Consider the following 25,394-nt stretch of genomic DNA (forward strand, 5'->3'; position numbering starts at 1 on the left):
GAGGTCCGGCTCAACCTTTTTGACCGCGCACTTGCGGCGGTTGCCCCGCGCGTCGCGGCGAAGCGATATGCCGCGCGGGTGTCGCTGGCCAACCTGTCCCGAGCCTATGAAGGCGCGTCAGGCAGCCGGGCGACGGCAGGCTGGCGCACCACGGCCGCGTCCTCGGATGCGATCATCGCGTCGGACGGGGCGACGCTGCGGGAACGGTCGCGCGATCTGGCCCGCAACAACCCTTATGCGGCAAAGGCGCTGCAGGTGCTGGTGAACGCGAGCGTCGGCTACGGGATCCGGCCCCGTGCCAAGGGGCAGAACAAGCGGGTGGCCGATCGACTGAATGTCCTCTGGGAGCAGTGGGCGGCCGTCTGCGATGCCGACGGTCATACGAACTTCGATGGGGTGCTGGGGCTTGTCGTCCGGCAGATGTTCGAGGGCGGTGACGGGTTCCTGATCCGGCGCTGGCGGCCGGCGTCTGCGGGTCTGCCGCTTCCGTTTCAGCTCGAGGTCCGCGAGGCCGAGCACCTGGACGAGGCGCGGGTTTCCTACGGGCCACAAGACCGCATCAACCAGGGCATCGAGTACGACGCCGGCGGACGGCGGGTGGCCTACTGGATGCACCAGGAGCACCCCGGCGACACCCACCGCTCGGTGATGGTCGGCTGGGGGTCGAAGCGCATCCCGGCCAGCGAGGTGGCGCATCTGTTCGAGCGACAGCGGACGCAAAGCCGCGGCGTGCCGTGGGGTGCGCCGGCGATGATCGCAATCCGCGACCTGGACGACTGGATGCTGGCCGAGCGGGTGCGGAAGAAAACCGAAGCCTGCATGGTGGGCGTCCTTATCGGCGAGGACACCGAAACCACCAGCGCAAAGCCCGGGATGCTGGGTGTCGATGGTCGGCCAGTCGAGGGCTTTGAACCCGGAATGCTGGCCTATGCCAGCGGCGCCCGGGACGTGAAGTTCAACCAGCCGGCAGCGACCGCTGGCGTCTACGAGTGGAACTCGGTGCAGGGTCACGCCATCGCGGCGGGCTACCGGGTGCCGTACGAGCTGCTCACGGGCGACCTGAAGCAGGTGAACTTCAGCAGCTCGCGCGTCGGCATGAACGAGTTCCGCAGCATGATCGAGGTGCTGCGCTGGCAGACGATCATCCCCATGGCCTGCGAGCGCGTCTGGTCGTGGTTCTGCGAGGCGGCCTACATCGTGGGCATCATCCCGACGCCCCATGTGCCGGTCGAGTGGGATCCGCCCGCCTTCCCGTCGGTCAACCCGCTGCAGGATGCGCAGGCTGACCTGCTGGAGGTACGGGCGGGCTTTGCCTCGCTGCCGCAGATGATCGCCAAGCGGGGCTATTCACCGGATGCGGTAGCGACCGAGCAGGCCGAGTTCCTGGCGAAGGCCGCGGCGCTCGGGCTGATCTACGATTCCGACCCTGCGAAGGTGTCGAAGGGCGGGCAGGCGCAGCAGACGGACGCGCCCGGCCCCGCGGCAGCTGGAGCGGGTCAGCAATGATGCGGAGAAACGAGCTTTTGCAAATTGTCGGAATGGACGCCGAACGCTTCAACGTCCTGCGTCGGCGGGGGCAACTGCCGTTTGATCGGAAGAATGGCCGTAGCTGGCAGCAATTCACACTAGAGGATGCTTTTCGGCTTCGGCTTATGCAGGCTTTTTTGAGTGCGGGGGTTCGGGTGCTGGCAGCTCGGGATCTAGCGGCGACTACGGCAGTGGATTTCGAGGCGCTTGAAGGCCCAGTGGAAGACGTCATGGCTGGTATAATCGGGTATCCGGCTGAAGGCGAAGAGAACGAATATTATCCCTTCTCCGGTCCTGTCGCGGGGTTTCCCAAAAAGCCCTCATTACTGATTGCCGTCAATGCGACAGAGATTGCGCGGGTTTGCCTTCGCAGGACCGAACATCTCTTGGCGACAAGAAGTGTTGCGCAAAGCGATTCCGCAAGCGCGGCAGGCTTGCACTGACCACCTGACAGGAGTCCGACATGGCAGACAAGAACGGTCGGCAGATCGCCGTGCCGATGATGGCGCGTGCCGCCGAGGTGCAGATCGAGGCCACGAACGCCGAGGAGCGCACCATTGATGTGGTCTGGACCACGGGCGCCACGGTGCAGCGCGCCCGGTGGGACGGGTGGGATGATCGCGTCGAATATGACGAGGAACTGATCGTCTCTGGCAACGCGGTTCGGCTGGACCGGCTGAACGCCGGGGGCCCATTCCTCGACAGCCACGATGGGTACTCGCTGCGCAGTGTCCTGGGCTCGGTCGTGCCGGGATCGGTGCGTATCGTGGGGGGGCAGGGCCATGCGACCGTCCGCCTGACGGATGCCGAGGACGTGGCTTCGCAGGTTCGCAAGATCCTCGACAAGAGCATCCGGTTCGTCAGCGTGGGCTATCGCGTCCACCGCTACGACATCGAGAAGCGCGACGGCCAGCGTGAAATCTGGCGCGCCGTCGACTGGGAGCCCTACGAGATTTCGGCTGTGCCCATGCCCGCCGATGCCGGCGCGGTGATCCGGTCTGAGAAAGGATCGGCCCCGCAGACATTTCCCTGCGTCGTGACCCGGCACGACGTTCCCGCCGCCCCCGCGGCCCGAGGTCTGGAGACCACCATGAAAGACGACCCGAAGGCCGTCGCGGAGCACGACACCCGCGCGGCCGGCAACGACGACAAGAAGGAAACGCCCGTGACCGACGACAAGGGACGCGAGCGTCCGGCCGGCACGCCCGAGGGCGCCCCGCCTCTGACCGACAAGCAGCGTGCGGAGCTGCTGGCCGCCGAACGGCAGCGTTCGGCCGGCATCATGGGCCTGTGCGCCCGTGCGGGCATGGCCGACAAGGCGGAAAGCTACATCGAGCGCGGCGCCACGCTGGATCAGGTCCGCGCCGAGCTGTTTGACGCCCTGACCGAGCGGTCGGATGGCTATGGTCGCAAGCAGGAGCAGGCGCCGGCGATGGCCCGCGGCACTGGCGAGCGGGCCGAGCAGTTCCGCGGAGCCGTGGGCGAAGCGATCATGCACCGCATCAACCCGCGCACTCAGCTGAACGATGCCGCCCGCGAGTTCCGCGGGATGCGCATGGCGGAGATCGCCAAGCTGTGCCTGGAGCGGTCGGGCATCGACGCGCGGGGTCTTTACCCGCACGAGATCATCACCCAGGCGCTGAGTGCGCGGTCGGGCGTGGGCTATCACACCACCTCGGACTTTGCGCTGATCGTGGGCAACGTGATGAACCGCACGCTGCGGCAGGCCTACGAGGAAACCCCGCGGACCTTCACCGCCTGGGCGCGCCGCACCACCATGCGGGACTTCCGCGCTGTCACCCGCCTGCGCGGCTGGGAAGCGCCGGACCTCCTGAAGGTCAACGAGGCGGCCGAGTTCCAGTATGGCACCATCAGCGGCGCGGGCGAGACGATGGCGCTGGCAACCTATGGCCGGATCATCGCCTTCACCCGCCAGCTGCTGGTGAACGATGACATGGACGCCCTGGGGCGGATGCCGGAGCGCTTTGGCGTGGCGGCGGCCGACCTGGAGTCGGACATCGTCTATGGCGTCCTGCTGGCCAACCCCGTTATGTCGGACGGCAAGGCGCTGTTCCACGCCGACCACGGCAACATCGGCAGCGCCGCCATCATCAGCGATGCGTCCATCACCGCTGCGATGCAGGCCTTTGCCACCGGCAAGAACAGCCAGGGGCGCAGCATCGGCTTCCGGCCGAAATACATCATCGTGCCGCCCGGGCCGCGCGAGATGGAAGCCCGGCGCCTGCTGACCGCTGTCACCCCGGGCCGCGCGGCGGACGTGAACATCTACGCCGACTCGGGGCTGGAGATCGTGGTCGAGCCGCGTCTGATCCCGGCTTCCGGCCAGCATCCGTGGTTTCTGGCGGCCGATCCGGCGCGCGTGGACACCATCGACTACGCCTTCCTGGAAGGTCAGGAGGGCGTCTTCACCGAGACCCGTGCCGGGTTCGAGGTGGATGGTGTGGAGACGAAGGCCCGCCACGACTTCGGCGCCGGCGCGATGGACTGGCGCGGCCTCTACAAGAACACCGGCGCGGCGCCGGCGTGATGAACCGGCCGGGCTGACAGGTCCGGCCTTCTCCTCATTTCGGGCGCGAAAGGATACGCCATGAAGAACTTCATCGCCGTCGGCAACGTCATCACTGTCGTTGCACCGGCTGCCGTCACCTCCGGCCAGGGCATGCTGGTCGGGTCCATGTTCGGGGTGGCTGCGCGGGATGCCGCGAGTGGCGCAGAGGTCGAACTGAACCTGACGGGCGTGTTCGACCTGCCCAAGGCAGCGTCGCAGGCCTGGACGGTGGGCCAGAGGGTCTACTGGGACAGCACGGCCAAGGTCGCCACCAACGTGGTCGGCACAAACACCCTGATCGGCGTGGCCACCATCCCGGTCGGCGGCACTGCGGGAGAAACCACCGGGCGCGTCCGGCTCAACGGTTCGTTCTGATGAGCGCGTTCGCCGGCGCGGTGCGCACTATGTTTCGTGATCGGAACATGACCGTGCCGGCGACCTGGCGCGCGCGGGGAGTGTCTCACGACGTGGCCCTGCGCGCGATCCGGAAATCGCCGGATGCATTGTCGGGCTTCGGCGACGCATCGCTGGTCTCGGATCAGACCGTCGTGGACGTGATGGTTGCCGATGCCCCAACTATTGCGCCCGGCGATCTCTTGATCATCGGGGCCGAATGGTTCGTGGTCCAGTCCGAGCCGATGCGCGACCGCGAACGGCTGGTCTGGACGCTGGACCTGCGGCAAGTTCCGCCGCAGCCGTGAAGATCGAGGTCACGACGGACACGCCGCTGTCCGAGGAAATGGCGCATCAGGTGGTGCTGGCCGAGCTCGCCGTCACGCGCGGCATTCGGGCCACCTCGAGCAAGATCAAGACGGCTTGGCGTGACGACGTGCGCCGAGCGCTGGGGCAGCGGCTGTCCAATGCCATCCGGGCGAATGTGTACCCTGAAGGCGAGCCCTCGCTGGGAGCGGCCGCGCTTATCTATGCCCGGCCCGGCAGGAGCCCCGGCGCGGGGGCGGCAACGATTGTTGCGGGGCACGAGACTGGGTCCGTGATCCGTTCGGGTGGCCGTGGGTGGCTGGCGATCCCCACCGAGGAGGCCCGCGCTGTCCGGCTTGGACGGCAGAAGCTGACCCCTGCGCTATGGCAGCAGCGGACTGGCATTCAGCTTCAGGTAGTCGTCCGGCCGAACGGGGGCAGGCTGCTCGTGGCCGATGTTCGCATGGGCAAGACCGGCAGACTGAACCGGGGCCGGCTAACCAAGAAAGGTGCCTACAGCAAGGGCACCTTCACCAGCGTGATCTTCTTCCTGGTTCCGCAAGCCAAGCTGCGCAAGCGGCTGGACCTGATGAACAAGGCCGACCGGCTGGCGCAAAGGCTGCCGGAGGCCATCGTCCGCCATTGGCCGAGGTGATCCATGCCGAGCAAGCGTGAACAGGTGCTGGACGCCTTGCTGGCGACATTGCAGGCGGTCGCGGGGCCTGAGGTGCGCCGGGGCGGGGACCTGCCAACACGGGTTCCTGTGGGCGGCCTGCTGACGCTGCGGGACGGGGAGCCGGGCGAGCCGGAAGTCACCATGTCGCCGCTGATCTATGAATACCGGCACCGGGCCGAGATCGAGGTGATCTTGCAGCCGCCGTTGAGTGTCGAGCCGACCGACGCGCTGGACAGCGTGCTGCTGGCTCTGGGCGAGGCGCTGGAGGCTGATCGGACCTTGGGCGGGACATGCCTGTGGGTCGAGCCGGAAGCGCCCATCACGAGCGATCTGGCCCTTGAGGGCACGGCGGGGATTATCGCCGCCATCGTGCCGGTCGAGCTGAACTACATCACCACTGGGCCGCTGGCCTGATCTTACGGAGGCCGCAATGGCACGAGCTACCGGGGCGCGGGCGCAGCTTGCCGCCGCTTTCGAGACCACCTATGGCACCGCGCCTGCGTCGAGCTATACCAAGATGCCTTTCGCCCGTGCGGCTCTGGGGTCGGAACAGCCCCTGCTGAGCAGCGAGCTTCTGGGCTACGGCCGTGATCCGCTGGCGCCCGTGCTGGACGCCGTGACGGCGGACGGATCGGTAACGGTCCCCATCGACCTGGAGGCATTCGGCATCTGGCTCAAGGGCGCTTTCGGGGCGCCGACGACTTCGGGCACGACCAACTTCACCCATACCTTCAAGACGGGCGCCTCGTCGCTGCCCAGTATGTCCATCGAGGTCGGGCTTCCCGAGGTTCCGCATTTTGCCATGTACAAGGGCTGCATGGTTGACACGCTCGGCTGGAGCATGGCCCGGTCGGGGCTGGTGACGGCAGAGGTCGGGCTGGTCGCACAGGCTGAGGCGAAAGCCAATGCCACGGCGGCGGGCACCCCGTCTGCGGTCACGCTGGAGCGCTTCGGCGCTTTCCAGGGGGCGGTCAAGCAGGGCGGCAACGCGCTGGCGAACATTGTCTCGGCCGACATCCGCTATGCCAACGGGCTGGATCGCGTGGAGACGATCCGCGCAGACGGCCTGATCGACGGCATCGACCCCGGCATTGCCAGCCTGACCGGCTCCATTACCGCCCGTTTTTCGGATACGGCACTGCTGGATCAGGCCATCAGCGGCACGTCGTCCACGCTGGAGTTCAGCTATACGATCAACACCAACAAGTCGCTGACGCTGACGGCTCACGCCGTCTGGCTGCCGCGTCCCCGGATCAGCATCGATGGCCCCGGAGGCGTGCAGGCCACGTTTGACTGGCAGGCGTCCCTGCCGTCCTCGGGCACGGGCAACATGGCGACCATCGTCCTCAAGAACCAGCGGGCAACCTACTGATGATCCGACTCAATCCCCACCGTGAACCTGCGTGGTTCGATCTGTTGCCGGGCGTCCGCGTCAAGGTGGCGCCTGTCACCTCGGCGCTGATGCTGGCCGCCCGCAAGGATGCCGCCGTTCGTGAAGCGGTCCTGACCAGCAACGACGGTGAGATCGAGGTCGCCATCGGCAAGGCGCTGGCTCAGGTCGCGATCCTGGAATGGGAAGGCGTGGTGGATGCGGACGACAAGCCCGCGCCGGTCACGCCCGAGAACGTCGGACTTCTGCTGGACGTGTGGGAAGTCTGGATCGCGTGGTCGGCCAAGGTGCTGTCCACCTTTGTCGTGATGAGTGCGGAAAAAAACGTCTCTGTGCCCTTGCCGAGTGGGAGTTGGGCGGGGGCGGGGAATACTGCGGAGCCTGCGAAGGCGTCTGCGACGACTGCCCCGGCCGCCTGAACGAACCCCAGACCGTCGAAGGCGTGCAGGTCTGGGATCTGGTTAACCGGATGCACGGGCAGATGCGCGTGTCACCCGGCGCCGTGACGGGCCTCGACATGGGCGCAGCCTTGGCAATGGCGGACGCCTTGGGGATTAATCCCTTGGTCGTGGCTGAGTGGGTTCCGCCTATCGAGGCCCAGCTTGTGAAGGCGCTGAGCGAGCGGCAGCGGGAAGATTAGTCAGTGCATCGGAAGGTGTAGCTGACGACGTAGGACGGCCCCGTGCCGGCCATTTCCGCGCCCGAATATCCGTTCTGGCGGCAGATGCGTTCGGCCTCCGGAAACAGGTATTCGCCCGCCTGCGCGATGGTCGAGACGCCACCCGGCCCGCCTGTCAGGACGACGGTGCGCCCGGTGTTTTCGATCACCTGCGAACTTGCCCCGCACCCTGCCAGCGCCACCACCAAGACCAATCCGCGCATCTGAACCTCCACCTGTGGAATCCTTCGTTCCGCATTCCGCGCTGATTGTCGCGGCAAGAGAAAGCGAGACGTCATGGCCGAGAAGAACGTCAATGTCCGCCTTGTTGCAACCGGTGGGGGGCAAGTCCGCGCCGAGTTGTCCGAGATCGGCAAGACGGGGCAGGCGGCATTCACGGGCGTTGGCGTTTCTGCGGACAGCGCCAGCCGTCGTCTGAAGGGCGTGGGTGACGCGGCCAACGACGCTGGCGGGAAGATGGCCGGTGCCGTTGACGGTATGCGCATGACCACCATGCAGCTGTCGCAGGTGGCGCAGCAAGGCGCTGCTACCGGCCAGTGGATGCAGGCATTCGCCATCCAGCTTCCCGACCTCGCGCTGGGGTTTGGCCCTGTCGGCATCGCAGCGGGTGCTGTCTCGGGTGCGCTGCTGATGCTTGCCCCGGCATTCCTCGGGGCGGGTCGCGATGCGGAGATCATGAAGGACAAGCTGAGCGCGGCCGACCAAGCCATCCAGGCGTTGGCGCACAGCGCGAAGGCTTCGCAAATGTCGCTGGCCGACATGCAGAAGGCATACGGCAACAGCGCTGATGAGGTTGAGCGCCTGAACCGCGCGCAACTCGCCTTCTCCCGCGCGGATGTGGCTCGGAAGATGGCCGACGCCATGAAGGCGCTTGGCCTTTCCCAAGGCTCCTTCGAGGGCGGCGTTCAGGGGCCACAGCAGCCGGGCATGTTCGACTGGCTGACCGATGGCCGGTCGGCGACCAAGCAGAGCGAGTATCAGGCGACCCTGACGCGGCTTCAGGTGCAATACCGCCTGTCGGCTGAGCAGGCCCGTGCGCTGGCGCAGGCACTTCGGCAGGTGGCGACTGCGAGTGAGGGCGAGGAAGCCCTGAGTGCGGCTGCTAACCTGCAGGAAGTCATGCTGGAAGTAGCCGGATCAGCCGACAAGGCGGCCGAGAAATTCGGCGGCGAGGACGGACTGTGGGATGCGGCCAGCAAGGCGGCTGATCTGGCGCGGCAGAACGTCGAGGCGGTCACGACCGCCACGCGCGAGATGACCCTGAGCTTTGAAACCGGCATCACGACGCTGGAGCGGCTGCGCGGGACGCTGGACTCGATGCTGCCCGGCGCCGGTGGGGTGCTGGATCAGGTCGGCGGCTGGTTCCAGGGCTTCCGCGACAAGGCATCCGGCGAGTTCGGATCGGCCAGCAAGGGCATCCTCGACCTGATCGGCTGGGCTGAGGGCACTGACAAGGGGCGGGGCTACAACGAGACGTTGGATTACGGTCGCTGGACAGGCGGTCCTGTCAATCTCGTCAACATGACGCTGGATGATGTATTGGCGCTTGGTGAACGTATGCGGACACCAGAGAACCGCGCTCTTTATCCCGGGGGCGGGTCTAGCGCCCTGGGTCGTTACCAGATCGTCGGCAAGACGATGCGCGGCCTTATGAAAACAATGGGCCTCACCGGCGACGAACTGTTCGACGAGCAGATGCAGGATCGCATGGCGATGGAACTGGTGCGTCAGACCGCACAGATCGGCACCAAGTCTGCGTGGGATAACCAGTGGCAGAGTTTCAAGACGAAGAACGTTAGCCTCGCCGCAATCACGGGCGCGCTCGGCGTCAAGAGCGTCGGCGTTGACCCCGCTGTTGAAGCCGCGCGCAAGAAGGAAAACGACGAACTCCAGCGGGGCTTGGACCTGCGCGCCGACTTCATGGTGGCGCTTCAGGATCAGGCGAACGCGGCTGCGCTTGAAGCCCAAGTCACCGGCCAGTCCGTCTATGAGCAGGTGCGGCTGCGGACTGAGATGACGCTGACCCAGCAGGCGCGCGCCAAGGGCATTGACCTTACCGAGCAGATCGCGGGGTCTGAAAAGACCTACGGGCAGGCGATCAAGGAAACCGCCGCCTCGCTGGCTGCTAGCGCCCAAGAGCAGGCGGCTCAGGAAGGCCGCTTCAAGGCTGCCGAGGACGCGGCCAAGAGGGCCGCCGATACCATGCGCAAGTTCCAGGACGATCTGAAGCAGGGCTTCAGGTCGGCCTTCCAGTCGGTGATCGACGGCACCGAGTCTGTGGCGGATGCCTTCCGCAACATGATCGCGGACATGCTGATGCAGCGGGCGATGCTGGGCTTCGATGGCCTGATTGACGGTTTGCTGGGCGCTGCGTTTGGCGGCGGAGACCCGCTCGCCAATGCGCTGACTGGAGCTGGCCTCACGGATGTTCGCCCGCAGAACTGGATCACGCGAGCTGCCAGCGCCGTCACGCAGCAGGCCGTGCAGGTCAACGTCGGCGTGGACCCCCGCAACGGCAACCTCATGGCATTCACCGACCAGCGGGTTGCGGCGGGGCTGCGGCAGGCTGACCGCGCCATGCCTTCGCGCCTGACGACCATCAACCGCGATCCGCTGAAGCGAGGCTGACGGATGTCGACCTTTCCGGTGGACCTTGAGGCGTGGCTGACGCCGTTCCGCGTGGTTGAGCAGACCTTCGACCTTGAGGAAGGCCTGCAGGTGCAGAACCGTACGGCGGGTGGCGAGGTGATCCGTGCGGGCGGGGCCTCGCGTCTATGGCACGGCAAGCTGGTGCTGGGTCGCGTGCGCAACGATCAGGTCGGGGCACTTGAGGCACGGCTTCATGTCCTGCGGGGCAAGGGAGCTTACTTCACGATCCGCGACTATCGCCGTGCGGGGGCCATCAGCGCCACGCTGGCAACCGTGCAGGCGAATGGAACGGTCAACATCAGCGGCGGGCCTGCAAACGGCACGCTGAACGATGGCGACTACATCGCTTTCGGCTATGCCAACCGCATTGCCCTGCATCGGATCGTTGTAGGCGGGGCGCTGAGCGGCACGGGTGCCCGCAACGGCGTCGAGGTCGTGCCGCCGATCCGCGCTGGCTGGACCGCGAACACTCCAGTCCAGATTGGCAGCGTCCGGTGTCGCGCCGTGATGGTGCCCGGCACCCTCAACATGGGGCAATCGCGGGGCATCTGGCACGAGGGCATCAGCTTCGAGTGGATCCAAATGCTGCGGGAGAACCCCTGATGTATTCGTGGAGCGGCTCAGTCAGTGTGAGGGTGTCGACTGTCCCATCGTCTGCAGCAGGCGTTCCAGCAGCGCCTGTATGGCGAGGAGTCCTTCGTGGTCCTGTGACGGGATCTCGCAAATAAACTCAGGCTCGGCACCCCCTGCCTTGAACCGGAAAGTGACGAAGGTTCCGCTCTCACCGGAGTGCAGCCCGAGCGTCACGTCTTCGGCCATATACTGATGAGTGGGCGGACGCTCATCTTCGAGAATGTTGCTCACATGATTCTCCCGTCGGTTGTGCAAACGCGATGGTGAGAGCGGCCGGGGGTGCGAGTCCATCCCCGGCCTTTTCCATGAGGTTCCCCCATGCTCACAGCCAAGACCCGCCGCGATCTGCGGCACGCTTGGGCTATCTGGATCGAGGCCCGCGACTATGCGACCGGCGCACCGGCTCCGGCGGGTTTCTGGACGGGCGACGACGCGGTGAGCATCGTCGTGGACGGCCAGACGCGCACCTACTACGGCGCTGGGGCCGCACTGAGCATCGAGCCGCTGACCTACCAGCTGGGGGCCGTGGTGCAGGTCCAGCGGGCGTCTCTGGGGCCGCTGACGCCCGAGGTCCGCACAACGCTGCGGGGCTACGAGACGCGGCAGGCCAAGGCGCAAATCCATCTGGTGATGCTGGGCGACAACGGCCAGCCAGCCACGGTCGAGGAAGCCTTCGTCGGCGTGCTGGACCGGCTGGAGATCAACGAAGGTCCGCTGGACGACGCGGGCAACAGCACCGTGACGTGCGACGTGGAAATGGTCAGCGATGCGCGGCACCTGACCCGCGCGCTGTCGCTCAAGCAATCGGACGCAAGCCAGCGGCTGCGGAACCCGAACGACCGCTTCCGGCAATACGCGGATGTGGCTGGCGAGGTGAAGGTGGTCTGGATGGGCGACACGGACAACCCGCACCGCGCCCGCGAGAAGAACAACATTCGGAATGGCAGCGGCATTGCCGGGGCAGTGAGGGCGGCGCGATGAAGCGGCTGGATGACTGGAAGCCACGCCTCCGCCAGTTCCTGGCCGAGCAGGGCGACAAGCAGTTCCAGTTCGGTCAGCAGGACTGCGGCGCTCTGGCAGGGGGCGCCATCGAGGCCATGACCGGCGAGAACCCGCATACCGCCGTCGCGGGCAAATACAAGACGATGGCGGGCGCCCTGCGTACCCTCAAGCGGCTCGGGCATGACGATCACGTCGCCTATACCGCCTCGCTCCTGACCGAGATTGAACCGCTCTATGCCACGTTTGGCGATATCGCCGTGGTGGACAGCCCCGAAGGCCCTGCGCTCGGCGTAGTGGTGGGGGCGCATATCGAGGTGCGCGCGCCGGGTGGCCGGGGCGTGGTGCCGCTGACGGACGCCGTGCGCGCTTTCCGGGTGTAAGATGCCTTTTGTTCCAGCTGCCATAACCGCCACGTTCTCGGCGGTCAGCACCTTTGCGGCCTCCAGCGCAGTTGCGTCGTTCCTCGTCAACACCGTGTCCAGCATCGCCCTGTCGGCGCTGGCGACGGCCATCCGGGGCAAGCCCGAAGTCAGCACACCCGGCATCACGACGCAGACGACCACGGCCGGCGGGACGATCCCGCAGCGGCTGATCTTCGGCCGCTATGCCACGGCGGGTCAAATGGTCGCGCCGATGATGGTCTATCAGTCGGACGGCAACCCGAACGAGTGGCTGGTCTATGTCATCAGCTTGGCCGACAAGCCAATCACTGGCTTGGGCCGCATCTTCGTGGACGGCAAGGCGCTGACCATCGATGGCAGCCCGGCTGCTTCGCTGCATGGCGACACGATGGGCGCCACAGTTCTCGACAGCGGGCAGGAGAGCCTTCGCAACAAGATATATATCCGCTTGCATCATGGCGGGCAGACAGAGGCCGACGCCTACCTGCGCCGTGTGTTCGGCACCTATCCCGAGCGCCCGTGGACAGCCGACATGATCGGTACGGGCGTTGCCTATGCCGTCGTCACGTTCAAGGGGAAGGCGCAGGACGGGGATTACAACGGCTTCCCGGCCATCAAGTTCGAGGTGGACGGCCACCCGCTCTATGACCCGCGCGATGCCACGCAGGACCCGGCCAACGAGGCCACCTGGAAGTTCACACGCACCGCGGCGGTGATGGCCTACAACGTCCTTCGTGGCGTCGACATGCCGGGCGGCGGGACGTGGGGCGTCGGGACGCGCAAGTTCCACCTGCCGTCTGTTATCGCGGCCATGAACCTCTGCGATCAGCAGGTGCCGCGATCGGACGGGACGATGCGCCCGCGCTATCAGGCGGGGCTTGAGGTCAGCGTCTCGGACGAGCCGCATCAGGCGCTGATGGAGTTCGTCAAGGCCATGGGCGGCGACGTGGCCGACATGGGCGGCACGTGGCTTCTGGCGGCGGGCGAGCCGGGCGGGCCGGTCCTGTCGATCACCGACGACGACATCATTGTCACGGACAGCCGCAGCCTGAAGCCGTATCCAGGTCTGGACGAGACGATCAACGCCATCCACGCCAGCTACCCCGACCCGGCCCAGCAATGGGAAGCCAAGGAAGCGGTCCCGATCTACAACGCGCAATATGAGGCTGCCGACGGCGGGCGCCGCCTGATCGCGGAGGTAGACTTCCCGGCGGTCCCGTATCCCCAGCAGGTCCGCGCCCTTATGGGCGAGATGCTGGCCGACCACCGCCGGATGCGAACCCACGTCAACCCGCTGCCGCCTGATGCGCTAGGTCTGCGGCTGTGCGACCACATCGCGTGGGCAAGCGGGGAAAACTTCTACACGGCCAAGCTGTTCAAGATTTCGGCTCTCCGTGTGGATCCGCTGTCGCTGTGTGTTGCCGTCACCAAGATCGAGCGCGATCCGAGTGACTACGACGACGACGCGGCACGGGATGGCGTGCTGCCCACGATCCCCAGCAGCCGGCTGGTCGCGCCGGTCATCCACGGCATCTCGGGCTGGGCCGTCCAGCCGGTCGACGCGGGCGGCAGGCCGGGCATCCGCATGGTCTGGAACCCGGAGCTCAATGCGCGCGCCTTGTCGTGGACTATCCGGCTGGCCGATGGCTCGGAAGAGGCGGGCACGATCGTCAACAGCGGCACGACCTCCAACCTGGCGGTTGGCGAGGTCACGCAATCGGCCGGTCTGAAACCCGCGACGACCTACAGCGTGACGGCTGATCTCGTGCTCCCTGGGCGGATGACCGAATCCGTCACCACCTTTGTTACGACGCTCGATATCCGCTTCGGCTGGAATGATCTTGTTCCGAGCGTGAAGGAACAGGTGGAGGCGGCCCTCGAGGGCGTCCGGGTGGCGAAGGAGCAGGCGATTGCGGCTGAGGAAGCCGCCGCCGCGGCGTCCGCGCATGCCGACGAGGTTGGCCGGCAGGTCCGGCAGGATCTGGCGGTGGACTTTGAGACCGCGATCGAGGCCTCCGGGCAGGCGCAGGTGGCGCGCGGTGCCGCCGAGGGGGCGCGGGATGCGGCCCTGGCCGCGCGGGACGTGGCGGATGGCGCCGCCCGAGCGGCGGCGGGCTCGGCCGAGACGGCCTCGGCCAAGGCGGATGAGGCGGGCCAGAAGTCGGCGGCGGCCGCGGCTTCGGCCACGGCGGCTGAGACGCAGGCGGGCAAGGCCAGCACCAGCGCCACGCAGGCAGCGGCATCCGAGACGAGTGCGGCCGGCTCGGCCAGTGCGGCGGCATCCTCGGCGACGGTCAGCGCGACGGCCCTGAGTGGCGTTCAGCAGGCGCTTGTGAACACCACTGCGCTGCTCTCGGTCGTGCCGAGCCCTGCGACGCGGGCGTTCACCGCCAGCGGCTCGGGCTTGCCGGGTGCGGTTACTCCCTTCGCCGATGCGGCCTACGGGTCTGACAGCGGCGGGCCCTACCTCCAGCGCGAAAGCCCGGACGCCTCCAACGGCGTCCGGCTTCGCCAGACGGTCCCCTCGGTGCTCGGGAATGTCTACCGGGTGACGGTGCGGGTCAAAGCCTCCCACGCGATGACCTTGCAGCTTGTCGGCCACTGGCTCCGGGCAGACGGGACAGAGGTCAATGGCACCACGTTCCTGCCGATCGCCTTCGCGGCAGGTGAGACCAGGACGCTGACGGCGGTGGTCGGCAGCACCGCTGGCGGCCTTGTCACGCATGTCGTGGGATCGGTTGCCAACTGGACCGAGGCCGCCAGCATCCGCTTCGGCGTCGTGAACGTGGCGGGTGTCGCAGGCTCGAACTTCCGCGTCTACGTGATCCGTGTCGATGACCTGACCCAAGCGGACGCGGCCCGGCGCGAGGCGGAGGCGGCCGGACTGAGCGCGGGAGCGGCGGTCACAAAGGCGAGCGAGGCGGCGGCAAGCGCGGATGCGGCGGGGCAGAGCGCGGCCGCAGCCGATCGCTCCAAGGTCGACGCCAACACCGCCAAGGCTGCGGCGGAAGTGGCGCGGGGCGATGCTGTCGTGGCGAAGCAGGATGCCGAGACGGCGCGCGCCGGGGCGCAGTCCTATTCGGAACTGTCGGCGCGGATCAGCTCGCGCGGCTTCTCTGTCCTGTCGGACAGCCTGCTGAGCCACCCCGGCTGGACGCGCTGGGGAGGAGCGGCCACCCTCAACACGCTGCCGAACGAACAATATCCGACCGGGATGACGTGGCAGTTCACCACCACCGGCACGGAGTCGGACGGGATACGGCTGGTCAGCAGCGATGCGCCCGATCTCTGGAAGGGCCAGACGGGCGCGCTCGGCTATGTGATCGAAGTCGAATATACCCTGCTCTCCGGGGGTGTCTCCGGGTCGGGCGTCTGGTTGTCGTGGAATTGCACCCCCAACACCGACAACTTCACGGTTCGCAAGAAGCTCATCGACATGACGACGGGCACCGTGATCGCCGGTCGCCCGATGGTCGCGCGCGCCGTGTTCAAGCGGCCGGCCTTCAACGCGCTGAACCTGAACTACATGGATCTCTATGTTTTCGCCAACTACGACCATGAAACCATCGGTCCTGCGCGAAACAAGGACATCAAGTTTCACCGGGTAAACGTCCGCCTCGCCTCCGAAGAGGAAATGGGCCGCGGCGAGGTCATGGCCGAGGTCGAGGCCAAGCTGAGCCGGGACTACATGACCAGTGCCTCGACCACCGAGGCGATTGCCTCGATGCGCGACACACTGGTGGCGCGCATGGGCGGGACCGAGGCGACGGTCGCGGCGCAGGGGACAGCCCTGGTCGGGCTCCAGAACGCCGCGTCAGCGGGCTACCTGATCAAGGCCAAGGCCGGCGGTCAGGTGTCGCTGTTGGAGCTGATCGCCGCCGATGGCTCCGCGGGATCCGTGTCGGTGGCGAAGATGGAGGCGAGCCATATCCTGCTGGATGGCTCGGTATCGACCCGGCACCTTCTGATCTCCGACTGGTCGAACCTTGTTCCTGACAACCAGATAGTTGACCCGGCGGCTTGGGCGACGTCCGTGGGCGTCAGCATCGCGCCGTCGAACTCGACCGCCTATCGGTCGCTCGGGCGGGTCGTGTTCACACGATCCCAAATGCTCGACACGGTCGGGACCAGCAGCGTTGCCTATCCCCGCGACTTTTTCCCGGTCGAGACGGGCGACAGGCTCAAGTGCTCCGCGCAGTTCCTGCGAGGTGGTGGCGAGAAGTTCCGCGCGCTGGGGCAGGTGCTTGTCTATGACAAGGACGACAATGCGGTCCAGACGCTGTCCTTCGCGGATGTGATCGACGAGTCGTCCTACACGCCAGTCGAGGGGGAAGTGACCGTCACCCATGCGGCGGCGAATAAGGCGCGCTTCCGCTTCTACGTCCACAACGACCCGGCGGTGACGAACGCGAACGTCTACCTCTCCGCCCCGGTCGTCAGGAAGATGAACGCTGGCAAGCTTCTGGTGGACGGCTCCGTCACGGCCAAGAAGATCAACGTCGACTCTCTGTCGGCGATCACCGCAACCCTCGGCACGATGCGAACCGCCACCTCGGGCGAGCGGCTCGAGATCCGCTCCAACATGATCTTGGTCTACGACGCCAGCAACACCCTCCGGGTCAGGATCGGGGAGCTCTGATGGCCTATGGTCTGCAGGTGCCCACCATCAACGGGACGATGGACGTGACCAGCCTGTCGGTCCTCCGCATGGTTCATCGATCTCGCAGGACCGTGGCGGCGGGCAGCACCAGCTTCGGCGCGGGCTTCCTCGCAAACGCGATCGTGGTGGGCATCCCCAACGATGGAAAGATGCCCCCGCAGATCACGGTCAGCGTCGTGGACGGCGCGGTCCAATGGTCTGCCCCGTCCTATTTCAGCGACGTGGCGTCCTCGGACTTCGACCTCACTGTGTTTCGGATCGGGTGAGCCATGGCCTTCGGCATCATGATCCGAAACGGGAAGAACGAGGTGGTGATCGACGCCGATTATTCGGGCCTCTACGTCCTGCGCGAGTTCAATGCGAGCCAGACGTTCCAGACGAGCGCGGCGAACAAGCCCAGCTACTACAGATTTATCCCGCCTCGGAACGATCCCACGAGCCTGCTGGCGGTGCGGCTGGACGATGGGGACAAGATCTTCGGCGGGCCGCTGATGTTCTACTCGAACCGGCAGACGCTCACCTTCCGCGAGATCACGACCTTCGCGCGGAATGCCCCGCCCTCGAGTGGCTATGGCTTCGAGGTGTTCAATGCCGCCAGGGAGCTGTGCTACTCGACCGCCCGCTCCCTTGCGCCGGTCAGCCGCATCCTGTCCTTTGCGGGCGCAAATGGCGGGTCGACCATGGGCGACGAGCGCACGATCGGCACCGCGGCCGTGACCGCCCGCGAACGCTGGATGATCCTCAGTCCGGTGAGCTACGGCGCGGAACGCCAGCCGCGCAGCCCGACCGCGTCTTATGCCTATCGTTATGTCGGGGGCCTGCGGCGCGACAGCGCGACGCAGGTGTCCTTCATCCATGCCGCCATCAGCCGGGAGGACGTGGGCGGCTCGACTCCGACCGCCTCCTGGACGGTGTCGCCGCAATCGATCCTTTTCTTCGACGGAGCCTGACATGATCTACCTCGACAAGCCGGGCGGCCAGACCATCTGCGTCTGCGACCGCTGTGGCCTCACTAATGCCACGGACACTGCGAATGGGGTTGTGGTCGAGGGTTGGATGACCGGCCAGCTGTGGCTCGACATTTCCCTCGCCGAGCAGCGGCAGACGCCCCTTTGCTTCTGTCCCGCCTGTGCCCCCACCATGCATGCGGCAACGCGCATCCAGATCAGCGCCTCGGCATCCTTGGGATAGTTCCAGGGGCATCGGCGCACCCTTGCCGCTTCCGCTGCTGGCCGACGAGTTCGATCGTGCTGGCCAACCAGGATCGGGGCGTGCCTCGAATTGAACGGAGCCATTTCATGGATCGACCGCCCGAGTTCTGGGTCGGGCTGGTTGCGGCCGCCCTCTACGTGTTTCGCAAGAGCGAGAGCAAGCACCTCTGGATGCGCATGGCCGAGGCCGGCATCTCGGGCGGCCTGGGCTTTTCGCTCGCGCCGGCAGCCGCCCAGTGGGCCGGCGGCAGCGAGGCGATGGCGGCCGTCCTGCTGACGGCCTTGGGCTACCTCGGGCTCGACGTCCTGACTTCGATCGTGGCTGACCGTGCGGTCATCCGCGAGATCATCTTGCGCCGCCTGGGTGGCGGAGGAGGGGGCAAATGATGCGCGATGACCTGATCCACCTGCGTGCCACGCTGCGGCGATGGACCGACCGGGACAGCTTTTGGCTGCTTTTGGCGCTTGCCGTGGCCTTCTGGGGGCCGGGCGTGTGGGACCGGCACATCCGCGAACGGCCGTGGATCAGCGCGGCCCTGGCGATCGAGCAGCCGGCCTATGAGGGCCCCACGCTTCTGATCCGTGACATCGTCGAGGCGCACTCGCCCGTGTCGGGTGAGCGGCTGATCTGGATCGAGGATCAGGAGGGCGCTCGACTCTGCGGATCGCACCGCGAGGACGGCTGGGAGGGGAGGTCCGTCCGCACCTGGTCGGCCGCGGCGTTCTTCGATCACGCCTGCCCCATCCCCGAGACGCCCTGGCGCGCCTGCACCCGCTTTGTCGTGCTCACCGCTTGGGGCAGCCGCGGCTCGTTCGGGCCCTACTGCAGCGCGCTGTTCGACCCGAAGATCGGCACCGACCACCGCCGCTGACCAGCTGCTCGGTGAGGTCGAGCGATGCAGAGCCTTGCGCCGAAGTATCGCTTGGGGCGGGTACTGCGCTGAGGTCAGGGCGTGACGGGCGTCCCAGCGTAGGTCTTCTCGCCAACCCGGACGATAATCCGGCCATCATCCAGATCGCGCTCGAACTTGCCCTGGATAGAAATGCAACTGCCTACCGTAATCGTCCGGATCATCTTCAACCCTGCCGTATATCGTTTGTCTCGAACTCGCCCTTTACTTGTAGGGGTTCTCGGGAAAAGTTCCACACCTCCTCACCGCTGGGTCTGTTGTGGTACGGATATGCAACAGTTCTTGTTACGGATCATCAATCAACTTTTCGCCCGTCCGATCCTGGCGCGCCTGCACCCGCTTCGTCGTGCTGACCGAATGGGGGAGCCGCGGCTCGTTCGGGCCCTACTGCAGCGAGTTGTTCGACCCGGCAGAGGGGTGATCTTCAGACTAGGCAGCTGCCAGCCTGGATCAGAGCGACGGTCTCTTCGAAGCTCCGCGGTTTCAGATCCTTGGTCAGGATTCGGCCGTCGCAAGTCTCGACGTGGTAAATGTAACCTTCTGGCAAGGCGTTAATAACGATACGTTCCCCGGGTTTGAGGGGGCGGTCTAGCGGCACGGTAGTCTCCTTCAAGCAAGCAGACGGTGCCTACGGAAAATCAATTGCCAGTTGAAGTGGGGCCGAGACGTTCCTGCCGCTGACGCAGCGGCTCGGACTGCCGCCCTCCGCTGACCCAAGCGACACTTCACCCATGCCAACCCGCCCGCCCGCTGTTCTGCCGGCGGGCTTTTTCATGCGAGGAACCCATGAAGCGGATCATCATCCACTGGTCGGCGGGCGGGCACACCGTCAGCGCGCTCGATCGCCAGCACTACCACTACATCGTCGATGACGACGGCGACGTGCACGCCGGGATCCACCCGCCCGAGGCCAACCGCGGCCCGCTGGTCAGCGGCCGCTATGCCGCGCACACGCTGAACTGCAACACCGGCTCGATCGGCGTGGCCTTCGCCGCGATGGCCGGGGCCGTCGAGCGCCCCTTCAGCGCCGGTCGCTATCCCATCACCCCCGCGCAGGTGGACGCCATGGCCGCGCTCTGCGCCGAGCTGTGCCGCCAGTACAACATCCCGGTCTCTCGCAAGACGGTCCTGACCCATGCCGAGGTGCAGCCGACGCTCGGGATCACCCAGCGCGGAAAATGGGACGTGACCTGGTTGCCGGGCATGTCCGGACCGGGCGCGCCGGTGGCGGTCGGCGACATGCTCCGCGCGCGCGTGCTGGCCGAGCTGGCACCGGTGCCGCAGGTGCCGACCGCCCCCGATGAGGGAACCACCCTCGAAGACCTCGTGGCCGATGTGGCCGCGCTCAAGGCCCGCGTGGCCGCCCTCGAAGCCCCCAAGGAGGCATAAGATGACCCTTCGTTTCCAATCCATCGCCGTTCTGGTGATGCTGACCATGCTGTTCTTCGCCCTCATGCTGACGGTCGCGGTGGCTCAGGAGCCACTGCCGCCGCCGGAGACCGCGGCTGAGGCCTGGGCGCAGTTCCTGCCCCAGCTGATCGCGACCGTGCTGGCGGGTGTCGGCATCTTCCTCTCCTTCGCCATCCGCAGCGTCGTCGCCCTGCTGCCGGAGTTCATCCGCGCCTGGATCGACAGCAAGCGTCAGCGCGACCTGCATTCCGCCATCATGTCCAAGGTGGCCGAGCTGATCGCCGCAGGTCGTTGGCCCACGGTCGGGGATGCGGCGGCGATCGGGCGCGATCTCGTGGACGAGCTGCGCGAGCACGGGCGGAAGTCCGTTCCCGAGGCGATGGCGCACTATGGCCTTGAACGTGCCACGGCTCAGGGTGATGCCGTGCTGAAAGCCCTGGCCGCGCGCTTTGGCCTGCAGCTGCAAGGCGGCGTCCTGATCAGCGAAGTCGTCGAGGCCGAACCTGCAAAGGACAGCTGGCGCGCTCCGCAGGTGCCGTCGTGAACCCGGTTGTGATCGCCTGCGCCTGGTGGGCTGCCGGCATCAAGGCAGGTGCGGCTTGGGGGCTGTGGCCGCTATGAGGGCGCCGCTGTTCGCCGGCTTCGAGGGCGCGTGGCTGCACTGGAACGGGCACTGCACCGTCACCCAGACCCGTCACACGCCCGAGACCGACATGGCTGCCCACTACCGCGCCGCGCTCGATCAGGGCGCGGCAGGCTTCCGCGACGTGCTGCCCGAGCGGTTCGATGTGGCGGCGCGGAGATCTGCTGCGCGGCGGGCTGCGCCGGGCGCGGTCATCTGCTGGTCCCTGACCCACTGGGACCATCCGCGCGACCCGGTGCGCCATGCCGCCGCGGCCGTCGAAGGGGCAGGGCCGTTCGACCGCTTCATCGCGGTCAACGAGCCGTCGGTGGGGCAGGCGGTCAGCGGCTGGACGGCCGACCATGCGCTGCGCATGGCGATCGAGATGATGGATGCTGCCGGATCGGCAAACCCCTATGCTCAGTGGTGGACCTGTGACCCGGCGCATCACTGCGGGCCCGAGGTCTGGCGCACGACCGACGAGCTGGTGCGCGCCTTCGGGCCTGCGATCGAGGTGGTGGGCTGCAACTACCACGCCGTCGCCGCAGCCGCCCCTCTGCGCGACATCCTGCGCTGCGCTGCCGACCGCTACCCGGATCACCGGATCGGCCTGACCGAAACGTCCTGGCACGATGGGCACGCGGGCTGCGAAGCGCGGTTTCCACATATCCGGTCCCGTGCCGAATGGTGGAATCACGTCCTGGAGGAGATCGACGCCTCGGGCGTGCCGCTCGCCTGCGCGACCTGGATGCCCTGGCTCGACATGGCCTTCGAGCCGGGGCCGGTCTGGCCGAATGGATGGCGCTGCCATGTGCCAGCGTGATCCGGTCGCCTGCATCGGGATCACGGCCGAGGCGCTGACCGTGACGCTGGACGGCAAGACAGTGCTGATGGTCCCCCGCGAGCAGATGCTGGATCTGATGGTGCGGATCGGGCTGGCGCTGCGGGAGGTCTCGCCTTCTTGACAGCCCTGCTGCTCATCGCTTGACGACTCGCCTTGTAGGCGAGTAGCGTTTTCTCAGCTGCAGCGGGTTTTCACACGTGATTCGCTGTGGTCAGGCCAGCCAATTTGGTTACGCACTTTGGCTGGCCTTCTTAACTGCAGCGGGAATGCCCCCTAGCCCTACTTTGCAGATGCAGGTCCGTAACCCTCTTCCCACTCAACCATAGTGCTGATGCAACCGTAGGCGCACGGATTCGGATCATGAGCGCAGGCGGAGAGGAAAATTGCGGAAACAACGGCACACAGGGGAAATCGGAACATTGGAACTACCTCTTACATGCCTTCAGGGTAGTCCCGCGCTCGCTCTCGGTGAATATGTCCTTTTGTTCAGGCGAAAGCTATGAGGCGGATCGCCGATCATAAGCCGCTCTGCCTTCAGCGTGGAGCAGCGTAGACTGCGGCCCAGTAGACTGTCCGGCCGTCCGATCCGATTGCGTGACCGATGCCGACATCTCGCAGCTGAGGAACAAGAATGTTGCTCAGATGCCCGCTCGATGCAGTCCAGGCTGCCAGGGCCTGCTCAGCGTTATAAGGTCCAGCCGCGATATTCTCTGCGGTGACACTTGGCGCATAGCCTAGGCTCTTGATGCGTTGCGCCGGGCCTGAGGTGGAAGTGCCTGTGTGCGTCATGCGTCCGCGTTGGGCCATGTCACAGGCATGGGCTGCGGCTGCGCGTGCCAGCGTGGAGTTGGCCCGGACCGGCGCCAGCCCGGCGGAGGCGCGAGCCGCGTTTGTTGCCCGAACGCCAGCCGCCTGCTCAGCAGGACCGGGGCTGGCGCACTGGGCGGCACCAGGAGCAGACGCTTGCACATCATGGGCACTGGCATTCTCGCCGGCGGGCGGGGCAGTGCACGCAGCGGTTCCAAGCAGGATCACGAGAACCGGATAGAGTCGTGCGCCTGTCACGGGAATCATCGTGAAAGTCTCCTGCGATGAGATCTCCGGCCGTATAACGGATGCCTTCACACAAGTTAAGGTTGCATCACGCGCAACATGAATGCTCGGCAGAGCGGACATCTTGATCTGCACAATTCGCTCGCCAAGCTCGCCTTATGCGTGTACGGGAGAGCGATAACCAAAAACTAGCCTCTCGAGCACTAGGCCCCGGCGCGCTTGCGTGGGGCCTTTCTCGTCAGCCCGCCCGCGCTGATCTACTTTTCGCGGCCCGCATTTGGTTCCATCTTTCCGGCCTGCCTTTTTCTACAACTGTCGGCTGACTCGCATGTGCGGTAGACGAGCCTTCGTTAACCAGTTCGCCACCTTGGCGTTTTACCAGTGTGAGGGGGTGACTTCGGTCGCCCCCGTCTGGTTGGTCCCAGAGCCGGTCCGCAAGAGTCCTGCCCTGACGGGCGAGGCATTTTCCCCGCCTGGACTTGAAGGTGCGGATCAGGATCCCGGTGCGGGAAGCGCCCCCGAAGTGATGCCATAGGATCACTAATGTCGCAGCATCACGGGCAGAATCTCTGGCCAGTTCGTAACTGCCATGACTAAAATGCGTCATGGCACATGCGGTCCACAGAGCAGAAACTGAGGCAACGCGCCCTCGGGCGCGGGGCGCAGGATATTTGCCGCCGTCGGACATACAGGCTACCACCTTAGGTGACCTGCTGCGGCGGATCGGCCGCGCGCCTAGCGAGCCGAAGCAATTCAGCTTGCTCAAGATCGACGAGGATCGAGAGTCTGAACTTCAGGGCGTGCGGCTCTATATGGCCGGAGATGTGTCGGTTCTCGAGAGGCGAGCCATAGCCGTAATCGGCGCTCGTAACGCCTCGGCTGAGGGATGCCGCCGTGCTGCACGATTGGGCCGCGAGCTGGCGCGGCAAGGGGTAACGGTTGTAAGTGGCCTTGCTGCTGGCATCGACACATGTGCGCTGATGGGTGCGATCGAAGCCGGAGGGCAAGTAGCGGCCGTCATCGGTACGCCTTTGGAGCAGGCATACCCGGCGGCCAACAAGCGCCTTCAAGAGTCGATCTATCGCGAGCACCTCCTCGTTTCTCAGTTTGCGCCGGGGTCGCGAGTGTTCCCGGCCAACTTCCCCGCACGCAATCGCACGATGGCGGCTGTCTCGGACGCGAGCGTCATTATCGAGGCGTCGAACACTTCTGGCAGCCTGCACCAGGCGGCCGAGTGCCAGCGCTTGGGCCGATGGTTGGGGATTGCCAAGAACATGTTGGACGATCCGCAGGTCGACTGGCCGCGGAAGTTCGCCGGCCACGACCGGACCCACATTCTGGAGTCTACCGGCGGCCTGATCTCTGCGGTCTATGGCGGAGCCGTATGAAGTTTCTGAGCTTTATTGGCTACCCCAGCTACCCGGGTCGCGACAAGGCCGACTGGAAAGCCTACAACGCCACAATGGCGCTGAAAGGTGCTGATTTTAATGGCTATGCCGACATCAGGATCCGGGGCAAACTGCATCGCATATCAGGGCAGAATACGAAGCCGATCCTCGACTTCTTTGGGTGGAAGATCGTCAAGTGCCTTGAAGTGCAGCCCGCCGGAACTGCGATCTTCGTGTTGCCAAGTTCTGGCTGCATCGATTTCGGTCAGGATCCCAAGGCTGCGCGTTTCGTCCAAGCGATTGTAGACGCAGGGTGCAAGATCCCGGTCGCCATGCCGTTCCACTGGTCAGAGTTGATGCCCAAGGCGGCTGGTGGCGGCGGACCGAGAAACTCTGCCGTTCTTCAACCAAAGCTGCGGTTCCTTCCTCCACCCGGCATCCACAGGGCCATTCTGGTAGATGATGTGATGACAAGTGGAGGGCACATCCGCGCAGCGGCGCGTATTATCCGGGCTCGAGGCATCACACCTGTCGGTGCGATATGCTTTGCCCGCACCATGGGGGTGAGGCCAGCGGACATTCTCGCCCCAATTCACGAAGAAATCGATCTTTAGTTTGCGAGCGCCGGATGGGTGCTTCTGCTGCTGGCAGATCGCTCCAATCATTGCACATTGATCTTCTGCGCGCATGAATTCGCAGCCTCACCCATGGGTAACCTTCTATTGCTACTGCGGGCATCATGCGACGGTGAAGCTGTCGGATGAGCCCTGGCAGCATCGGGACCAACTGCTGCCCCGCGCCCGCTGTACTGCCTGCGGCCGGCGAGGGGCGAAGAGCATGACCGTGGCAAACGATCCTGCCACCCTCTGGGCTGGCCGCCGTTCCGGCTCTTGATGGCCGCCGTCGAAGCGCTGGATGGCCCGAAATCCGGTTTGCAGATTGCTCGTAACCCATTGATCTGGTTACGGCAGATTGCCGGGCTGTTTGCAAAAAATGCAAAGAAGATCAACGATCCGTAACGCTTTTGGGTACCGTAGGCCGGAGGTTCGAATCCTCTCGCCCCGACCAGC

Annotated in this window: 31 protein-coding genes; 27 read left to right on the forward strand and 4 right to left on the reverse strand. The window is 65.9% G+C overall.

The genetic code is table 11. From position 1 onward, the window contains the following. Positions 1-78 precede the first annotated feature (78 nt). From BLQ03_RS11180 to BLQ03_RS17955, 10 genes are all read left to right on the forward strand, one after another. On the forward strand, positions 79-1,506 hold the full coding sequence (locus BLQ03_RS11180) for a phage portal protein (RefSeq protein ID WP_245688845.1): 1,428 nt from the start codon (positions 79-81) through the stop codon (positions 1,504-1,506). Further along, positions 1,503-1,970 (forward strand): MerR family transcriptional regulator, encoded by a 468-nt coding sequence (locus tag BLQ03_RS17950; RefSeq protein WP_217629707.1) that lies wholly within the window; start codon positions 1,503-1,505, stop codon positions 1,968-1,970. Before BLQ03_RS11180 ends, BLQ03_RS17950 begins: the two co-directional genes overlap by 4 nt. A 20-nt stretch (positions 1,971-1,990) precedes the next feature. Next, a complete protein-coding gene (locus BLQ03_RS11185) occupies positions 1,991-4,075 on the forward strand; it encodes a prohead protease/major capsid protein fusion protein (protein ID WP_090756032.1) in 2,085 nt (694 codons plus the stop codon). 60 nt (positions 4,076-4,135) lie between these two features. Continuing rightward, positions 4,136-4,471 carry a DUF2190 family protein gene (locus tag BLQ03_RS11190; protein WP_090756035.1) on the forward strand — a complete coding sequence of 112 codons (336 nt, stop codon included), beginning with the start codon at positions 4,136-4,138 and terminating at the stop codon, positions 4,469-4,471. Further along, positions 4,471-4,797, forward strand: a complete 327-nt coding sequence (locus BLQ03_RS11195) for a head-tail joining protein (RefSeq protein WP_090756037.1) — start codon at positions 4,471-4,473, stop codon at positions 4,795-4,797. The genes BLQ03_RS11190 and BLQ03_RS11195 overlap by 1 nt, the downstream gene beginning before the upstream one ends. Then, positions 4,794-5,450 (forward strand): DUF6441 family protein, encoded by a 657-nt coding sequence (locus BLQ03_RS11200; RefSeq protein ID WP_090756040.1) that lies wholly within the window; start codon positions 4,794-4,796, stop codon positions 5,448-5,450. Before BLQ03_RS11195 ends, BLQ03_RS11200 begins: the two co-directional genes overlap by 4 nt. A gap of 3 nt (positions 5,451-5,453) precedes the next feature. Next, positions 5,454-5,885 (forward strand): acyl-CoA transferase, encoded by a 432-nt coding sequence (locus tag BLQ03_RS11205; RefSeq protein ID WP_090756042.1) that lies wholly within the window; start codon positions 5,454-5,456, stop codon positions 5,883-5,885. Positions 5,886-5,901: 16 nt separating this feature from the next. Continuing rightward, positions 5,902-6,843: a phage tail tube protein gene (locus BLQ03_RS11210; RefSeq protein ID WP_090756045.1), complete on the forward strand. Its 942-nt coding sequence runs from the start codon at positions 5,902-5,904 to the stop codon at positions 6,841-6,843. Beyond that, positions 6,843-7,280 carry a hypothetical protein gene (locus BLQ03_RS11215; RefSeq protein ID WP_090756048.1) on the forward strand — a complete coding sequence of 146 codons (438 nt, stop codon included), beginning with the start codon at positions 6,843-6,845 and terminating at the stop codon, positions 7,278-7,280. The genes BLQ03_RS11210 and BLQ03_RS11215 overlap by 1 nt, the downstream gene beginning before the upstream one ends. 62 nt (positions 7,281-7,342) lie before the next feature. After that, entirely contained in the window at positions 7,343-7,501 is a 159-nt protein-coding gene (locus BLQ03_RS17955; protein WP_175558841.1) for a DUF7697 family protein, read from the forward strand. Here BLQ03_RS17955 and BLQ03_RS11220 read toward each other — a convergent pair. Continuing rightward, positions 7,498-7,743, reverse strand: a complete 246-nt coding sequence (locus BLQ03_RS11220) for a hypothetical protein (RefSeq protein WP_139166711.1) — start codon at positions 7,741-7,743, stop codon at positions 7,498-7,500. The two genes, BLQ03_RS17955 and BLQ03_RS11220, sit on opposite strands and share 4 nt — an antisense overlap. A 73-nt stretch (positions 7,744-7,816) precedes the next feature. On the opposite strand from BLQ03_RS11220, the gene BLQ03_RS11225 reads away from it, so the two are divergent. Together BLQ03_RS11225 and BLQ03_RS11230 are read left to right on the forward strand one after the other, a co-directional pair. Further along, complete coding sequence (locus tag BLQ03_RS11225; RefSeq protein WP_090756054.1) at positions 7,817-10,168, forward strand: lysozyme family protein; 2,352 nt, start codon at positions 7,817-7,819, stop codon at positions 10,166-10,168. 3 nt (positions 10,169-10,171) lie between these two features. After that, a complete protein-coding gene (locus BLQ03_RS11230) occupies positions 10,172-10,792 on the forward strand; it encodes a hypothetical protein (protein ID WP_090756057.1) in 621 nt (206 codons plus the stop codon). A gap of 21 nt (positions 10,793-10,813) precedes the next feature. On the opposite strand, the gene BLQ03_RS11235 is transcribed toward BLQ03_RS11230, so the two are convergent. After that, positions 10,814-11,053, reverse strand: a complete 240-nt coding sequence (locus BLQ03_RS11235; RefSeq protein WP_139166713.1) for a hypothetical protein — start codon at positions 11,051-11,053, stop codon at positions 10,814-10,816. An 87-nt stretch (positions 11,054-11,140) separates the two neighbouring features. Between BLQ03_RS11235 and BLQ03_RS11240 the strand changes: the two genes are divergently transcribed. The 8 genes from BLQ03_RS11240 (at position 11,141) to BLQ03_RS11275 (ending at position 18,968) form a co-directional block, all read left to right on the forward strand. Beyond that, on the forward strand, positions 11,141-11,803 hold the full coding sequence (locus tag BLQ03_RS11240) for a hypothetical protein (protein ID WP_090756063.1): 663 nt from the start codon (positions 11,141-11,143) through the stop codon (positions 11,801-11,803). Further along, entirely contained in the window at positions 11,800-12,204 is a 405-nt protein-coding gene (locus BLQ03_RS11245; RefSeq protein ID WP_090756066.1) for a DUF6950 family protein, read from the forward strand. The genes BLQ03_RS11240 and BLQ03_RS11245 overlap by 4 nt, the downstream gene beginning before the upstream one ends. A gap of 94 nt (positions 12,205-12,298) precedes the next feature. Continuing rightward, positions 12,299-16,864, forward strand: coding sequence for a hypothetical protein (locus BLQ03_RS11250; RefSeq protein ID WP_139166716.1), 4,566 nt, complete (start codon positions 12,299-12,301; stop codon positions 16,862-16,864). Beyond that, positions 16,864-17,151 (forward strand): hypothetical protein, encoded by a 288-nt coding sequence (locus BLQ03_RS11255; protein ID WP_090756071.1) that lies wholly within the window; start codon positions 16,864-16,866, stop codon positions 17,149-17,151. Before BLQ03_RS11250 ends, BLQ03_RS11255 begins: the two co-directional genes overlap by 1 nt. A 3-nt stretch (positions 17,152-17,154) precedes the next feature. After that, positions 17,155-17,835, forward strand: coding sequence for a hypothetical protein (locus BLQ03_RS11260; RefSeq protein ID WP_090756074.1), 681 nt, complete (start codon positions 17,155-17,157; stop codon positions 17,833-17,835). A 1-nt stretch (position 17,836) separates the two neighbouring features. After that, positions 17,837-18,076, forward strand: a complete 240-nt coding sequence (locus BLQ03_RS11265; RefSeq protein ID WP_090756076.1) for a hypothetical protein — start codon at positions 17,837-17,839, stop codon at positions 18,074-18,076. Between the two features lie 107 nt (positions 18,077-18,183). Further along, positions 18,184-18,483, forward strand: a complete 300-nt coding sequence (locus BLQ03_RS11270; protein WP_090756078.1) for a hypothetical protein — start codon at positions 18,184-18,186, stop codon at positions 18,481-18,483. Continuing rightward, a complete protein-coding gene (locus tag BLQ03_RS11275) occupies positions 18,480-18,968 on the forward strand; it encodes a hypothetical protein (protein ID WP_090756081.1) in 489 nt (162 codons plus the stop codon). The genes BLQ03_RS11270 and BLQ03_RS11275 overlap by 4 nt, the downstream gene beginning before the upstream one ends. 74 nt (positions 18,969-19,042) lie before the next feature. Here BLQ03_RS11275 and BLQ03_RS19000 read toward each other — a convergent pair whose 3' ends face one another. Then, a complete protein-coding gene (locus tag BLQ03_RS19000; protein ID WP_090756084.1) occupies positions 19,043-19,171 on the reverse strand; it encodes a hypothetical protein in 129 nt (42 codons plus the stop codon). 622 nt (positions 19,172-19,793) lie between these two features. On the opposite strand from BLQ03_RS19000, the gene BLQ03_RS11285 reads away from it, so the two are divergent. The 4 genes from BLQ03_RS11285 (at position 19,794) to BLQ03_RS18345 (ending at position 22,004) form a co-directional block, all read left to right on the forward strand. After that, the gene (locus BLQ03_RS11285) at positions 19,794-20,396 is read left to right on the forward strand and encodes a peptidoglycan recognition protein family protein (RefSeq protein ID WP_139166718.1); all 603 of its coding nucleotides are present in this window, start codon (positions 19,794-19,796) and stop codon (positions 20,394-20,396) included. A 1-nt stretch (position 20,397) separates the two neighbouring features. Beyond that, a complete protein-coding gene (locus tag BLQ03_RS11290) occupies positions 20,398-20,961 on the forward strand; it encodes a hypothetical protein (protein ID WP_090756087.1) in 564 nt (187 codons plus the stop codon). Positions 20,962-21,034: 73 nt separating this feature from the next. Then, positions 21,035-21,862 (forward strand): hypothetical protein, encoded by an 828-nt coding sequence (locus BLQ03_RS11295; protein WP_090756090.1) that lies wholly within the window; start codon positions 21,035-21,037, stop codon positions 21,860-21,862. Then, complete coding sequence (locus tag BLQ03_RS18345; protein ID WP_175558848.1) at positions 21,849-22,004, forward strand: hypothetical protein; 156 nt, start codon at positions 21,849-21,851, stop codon at positions 22,002-22,004. The genes BLQ03_RS11295 and BLQ03_RS18345 overlap by 14 nt, the downstream gene beginning before the upstream one ends. Positions 22,005-22,417: 413 nt before the next feature. On the opposite strand, the gene BLQ03_RS11300 is transcribed toward BLQ03_RS18345, so the two are convergent. Further along, on the reverse strand, positions 22,418-23,059 hold the full coding sequence (locus BLQ03_RS11300) for a CAP domain-containing protein (protein ID WP_342672015.1): 642 nt from the start codon (positions 23,057-23,059) through the stop codon (positions 22,418-22,420). Between the two features lie 635 nt (positions 23,060-23,694). Here BLQ03_RS11300 and BLQ03_RS11305 point away from each other — a divergent pair. From BLQ03_RS11305 to BLQ03_RS19005, 3 genes are all read left to right on the forward strand, one after another. Next, positions 23,695-24,324: a DNA-processing protein DprA gene (locus BLQ03_RS11305; protein WP_217629708.1), complete on the forward strand. Its 630-nt coding sequence runs from the start codon at positions 23,695-23,697 to the stop codon at positions 24,322-24,324. Continuing rightward, on the forward strand, positions 24,321-24,938 hold the full coding sequence (locus BLQ03_RS11310; protein ID WP_090756096.1) for a hypothetical protein: 618 nt from the start codon (positions 24,321-24,323) through the stop codon (positions 24,936-24,938). The genes BLQ03_RS11305 and BLQ03_RS11310 overlap by 4 nt, the downstream gene beginning before the upstream one ends. Before the next feature lie 279 nt (positions 24,939-25,217). After that, entirely contained in the window at positions 25,218-25,343 is a 126-nt protein-coding gene (locus BLQ03_RS19005; protein ID WP_281201001.1) for a hypothetical protein, read from the forward strand. The last annotated feature ends 51 nt before the right edge of the window (positions 25,344-25,394 follow it).

It is taken from the genome of Paracoccus chinensis (genome assembly GCF_900102885.1).
Classification (GTDB): Bacteria; Pseudomonadota; Alphaproteobacteria; order Rhodobacterales; family Rhodobacteraceae; genus Paracoccus; species Paracoccus chinensis.

Excerpts from the sequence above, each read along its gene's own strand:
- BLQ03_RS17950 (WP_217629707.1), top strand. The coding sequence starts at position 1,503 with ATGATGCGGAGAAACGAGCTTTTGCAAATTGTCGGAATGGACGCCGAA.
- BLQ03_RS11185 (WP_090756032.1), top strand. The coding sequence starts at position 1,991 with ATGGCAGACAAGAACGGTCGGCAGATCGCCGTGCCGATGATGGCGCGT.
- BLQ03_RS11190 (WP_090756035.1), top strand. The coding sequence starts at position 4,136 with ATGAAGAACTTCATCGCCGTCGGCAACGTCATCACTGTCGTTGCACCG.
- BLQ03_RS11195 (WP_090756037.1), top strand. The coding sequence starts at position 4,471 with ATGAGCGCGTTCGCCGGCGCGGTGCGCACTATGTTTCGTGATCGGAAC.
- BLQ03_RS11205 (WP_090756042.1), top strand. The coding sequence starts at position 5,454 with ATGCCGAGCAAGCGTGAACAGGTGCTGGACGCCTTGCTGGCGACATTG.
- BLQ03_RS11210 (WP_090756045.1), top strand. The coding sequence starts at position 5,902 with ATGGCACGAGCTACCGGGGCGCGGGCGCAGCTTGCCGCCGCTTTCGAG.
- BLQ03_RS11215 (WP_090756048.1), top strand. The coding sequence starts at position 6,843 with ATGATCCGACTCAATCCCCACCGTGAACCTGCGTGGTTCGATCTGTTG.
- BLQ03_RS17955 (WP_175558841.1), top strand. The coding sequence starts at position 7,343 with ATGCGCGTGTCACCCGGCGCCGTGACGGGCCTCGACATGGGCGCAGCC.
- BLQ03_RS11220 (WP_139166711.1), bottom strand. The coding sequence starts at position 7,743 with ATGCGCGGATTGGTCTTGGTGGTGGCGCTGGCAGGGTGCGGGGCAAGT.
- BLQ03_RS11225 (WP_090756054.1), top strand. The coding sequence starts at position 7,817 with ATGGCCGAGAAGAACGTCAATGTCCGCCTTGTTGCAACCGGTGGGGGG.
- BLQ03_RS11230 (WP_090756057.1), top strand. The coding sequence starts at position 10,172 with ATGTCGACCTTTCCGGTGGACCTTGAGGCGTGGCTGACGCCGTTCCGC.
- BLQ03_RS11240 (WP_090756063.1), top strand. The coding sequence starts at position 11,141 with ATGCTCACAGCCAAGACCCGCCGCGATCTGCGGCACGCTTGGGCTATC.
- BLQ03_RS11245 (WP_090756066.1), top strand. The coding sequence starts at position 11,800 with ATGAAGCGGCTGGATGACTGGAAGCCACGCCTCCGCCAGTTCCTGGCC.
- BLQ03_RS11255 (WP_090756071.1), top strand. The coding sequence starts at position 16,864 with ATGGCCTATGGTCTGCAGGTGCCCACCATCAACGGGACGATGGACGTG.
- BLQ03_RS11260 (WP_090756074.1), top strand. The coding sequence starts at position 17,155 with ATGGCCTTCGGCATCATGATCCGAAACGGGAAGAACGAGGTGGTGATC.
- BLQ03_RS11265 (WP_090756076.1), top strand. The coding sequence starts at position 17,837 with ATGATCTACCTCGACAAGCCGGGCGGCCAGACCATCTGCGTCTGCGAC.
- BLQ03_RS11270 (WP_090756078.1), top strand. The coding sequence starts at position 18,184 with ATGGATCGACCGCCCGAGTTCTGGGTCGGGCTGGTTGCGGCCGCCCTC.
- BLQ03_RS11275 (WP_090756081.1), top strand. The coding sequence starts at position 18,480 with ATGATGCGCGATGACCTGATCCACCTGCGTGCCACGCTGCGGCGATGG.
- BLQ03_RS19000 (WP_090756084.1), bottom strand. The coding sequence starts at position 19,171 with ATGATCCGGACGATTACGGTAGGCAGTTGCATTTCTATCCAGGGCAAG.
- BLQ03_RS11285 (WP_139166718.1), top strand. The coding sequence starts at position 19,794 with ATGAAGCGGATCATCATCCACTGGTCGGCGGGCGGGCACACCGTCAGC.
- BLQ03_RS11290 (WP_090756087.1), top strand. The coding sequence starts at position 20,398 with ATGACCCTTCGTTTCCAATCCATCGCCGTTCTGGTGATGCTGACCATG.
- BLQ03_RS11295 (WP_090756090.1), top strand. The coding sequence starts at position 21,035 with ATGAGGGCGCCGCTGTTCGCCGGCTTCGAGGGCGCGTGGCTGCACTGG.
- BLQ03_RS18345 (WP_175558848.1), top strand. The coding sequence starts at position 21,849 with ATGTGCCAGCGTGATCCGGTCGCCTGCATCGGGATCACGGCCGAGGCG.
- BLQ03_RS11300 (WP_342672015.1), bottom strand. The coding sequence starts at position 23,059 with ATGTCCGCTCTGCCGAGCATTCATGTTGCGCGTGATGCAACCTTAACT.
- BLQ03_RS11310 (WP_090756096.1), top strand. The coding sequence starts at position 24,321 with ATGAAGTTTCTGAGCTTTATTGGCTACCCCAGCTACCCGGGTCGCGAC.
- BLQ03_RS19005 (WP_281201001.1), top strand. The coding sequence starts at position 25,218 with ATGGCCGCCGTCGAAGCGCTGGATGGCCCGAAATCCGGTTTGCAGATT.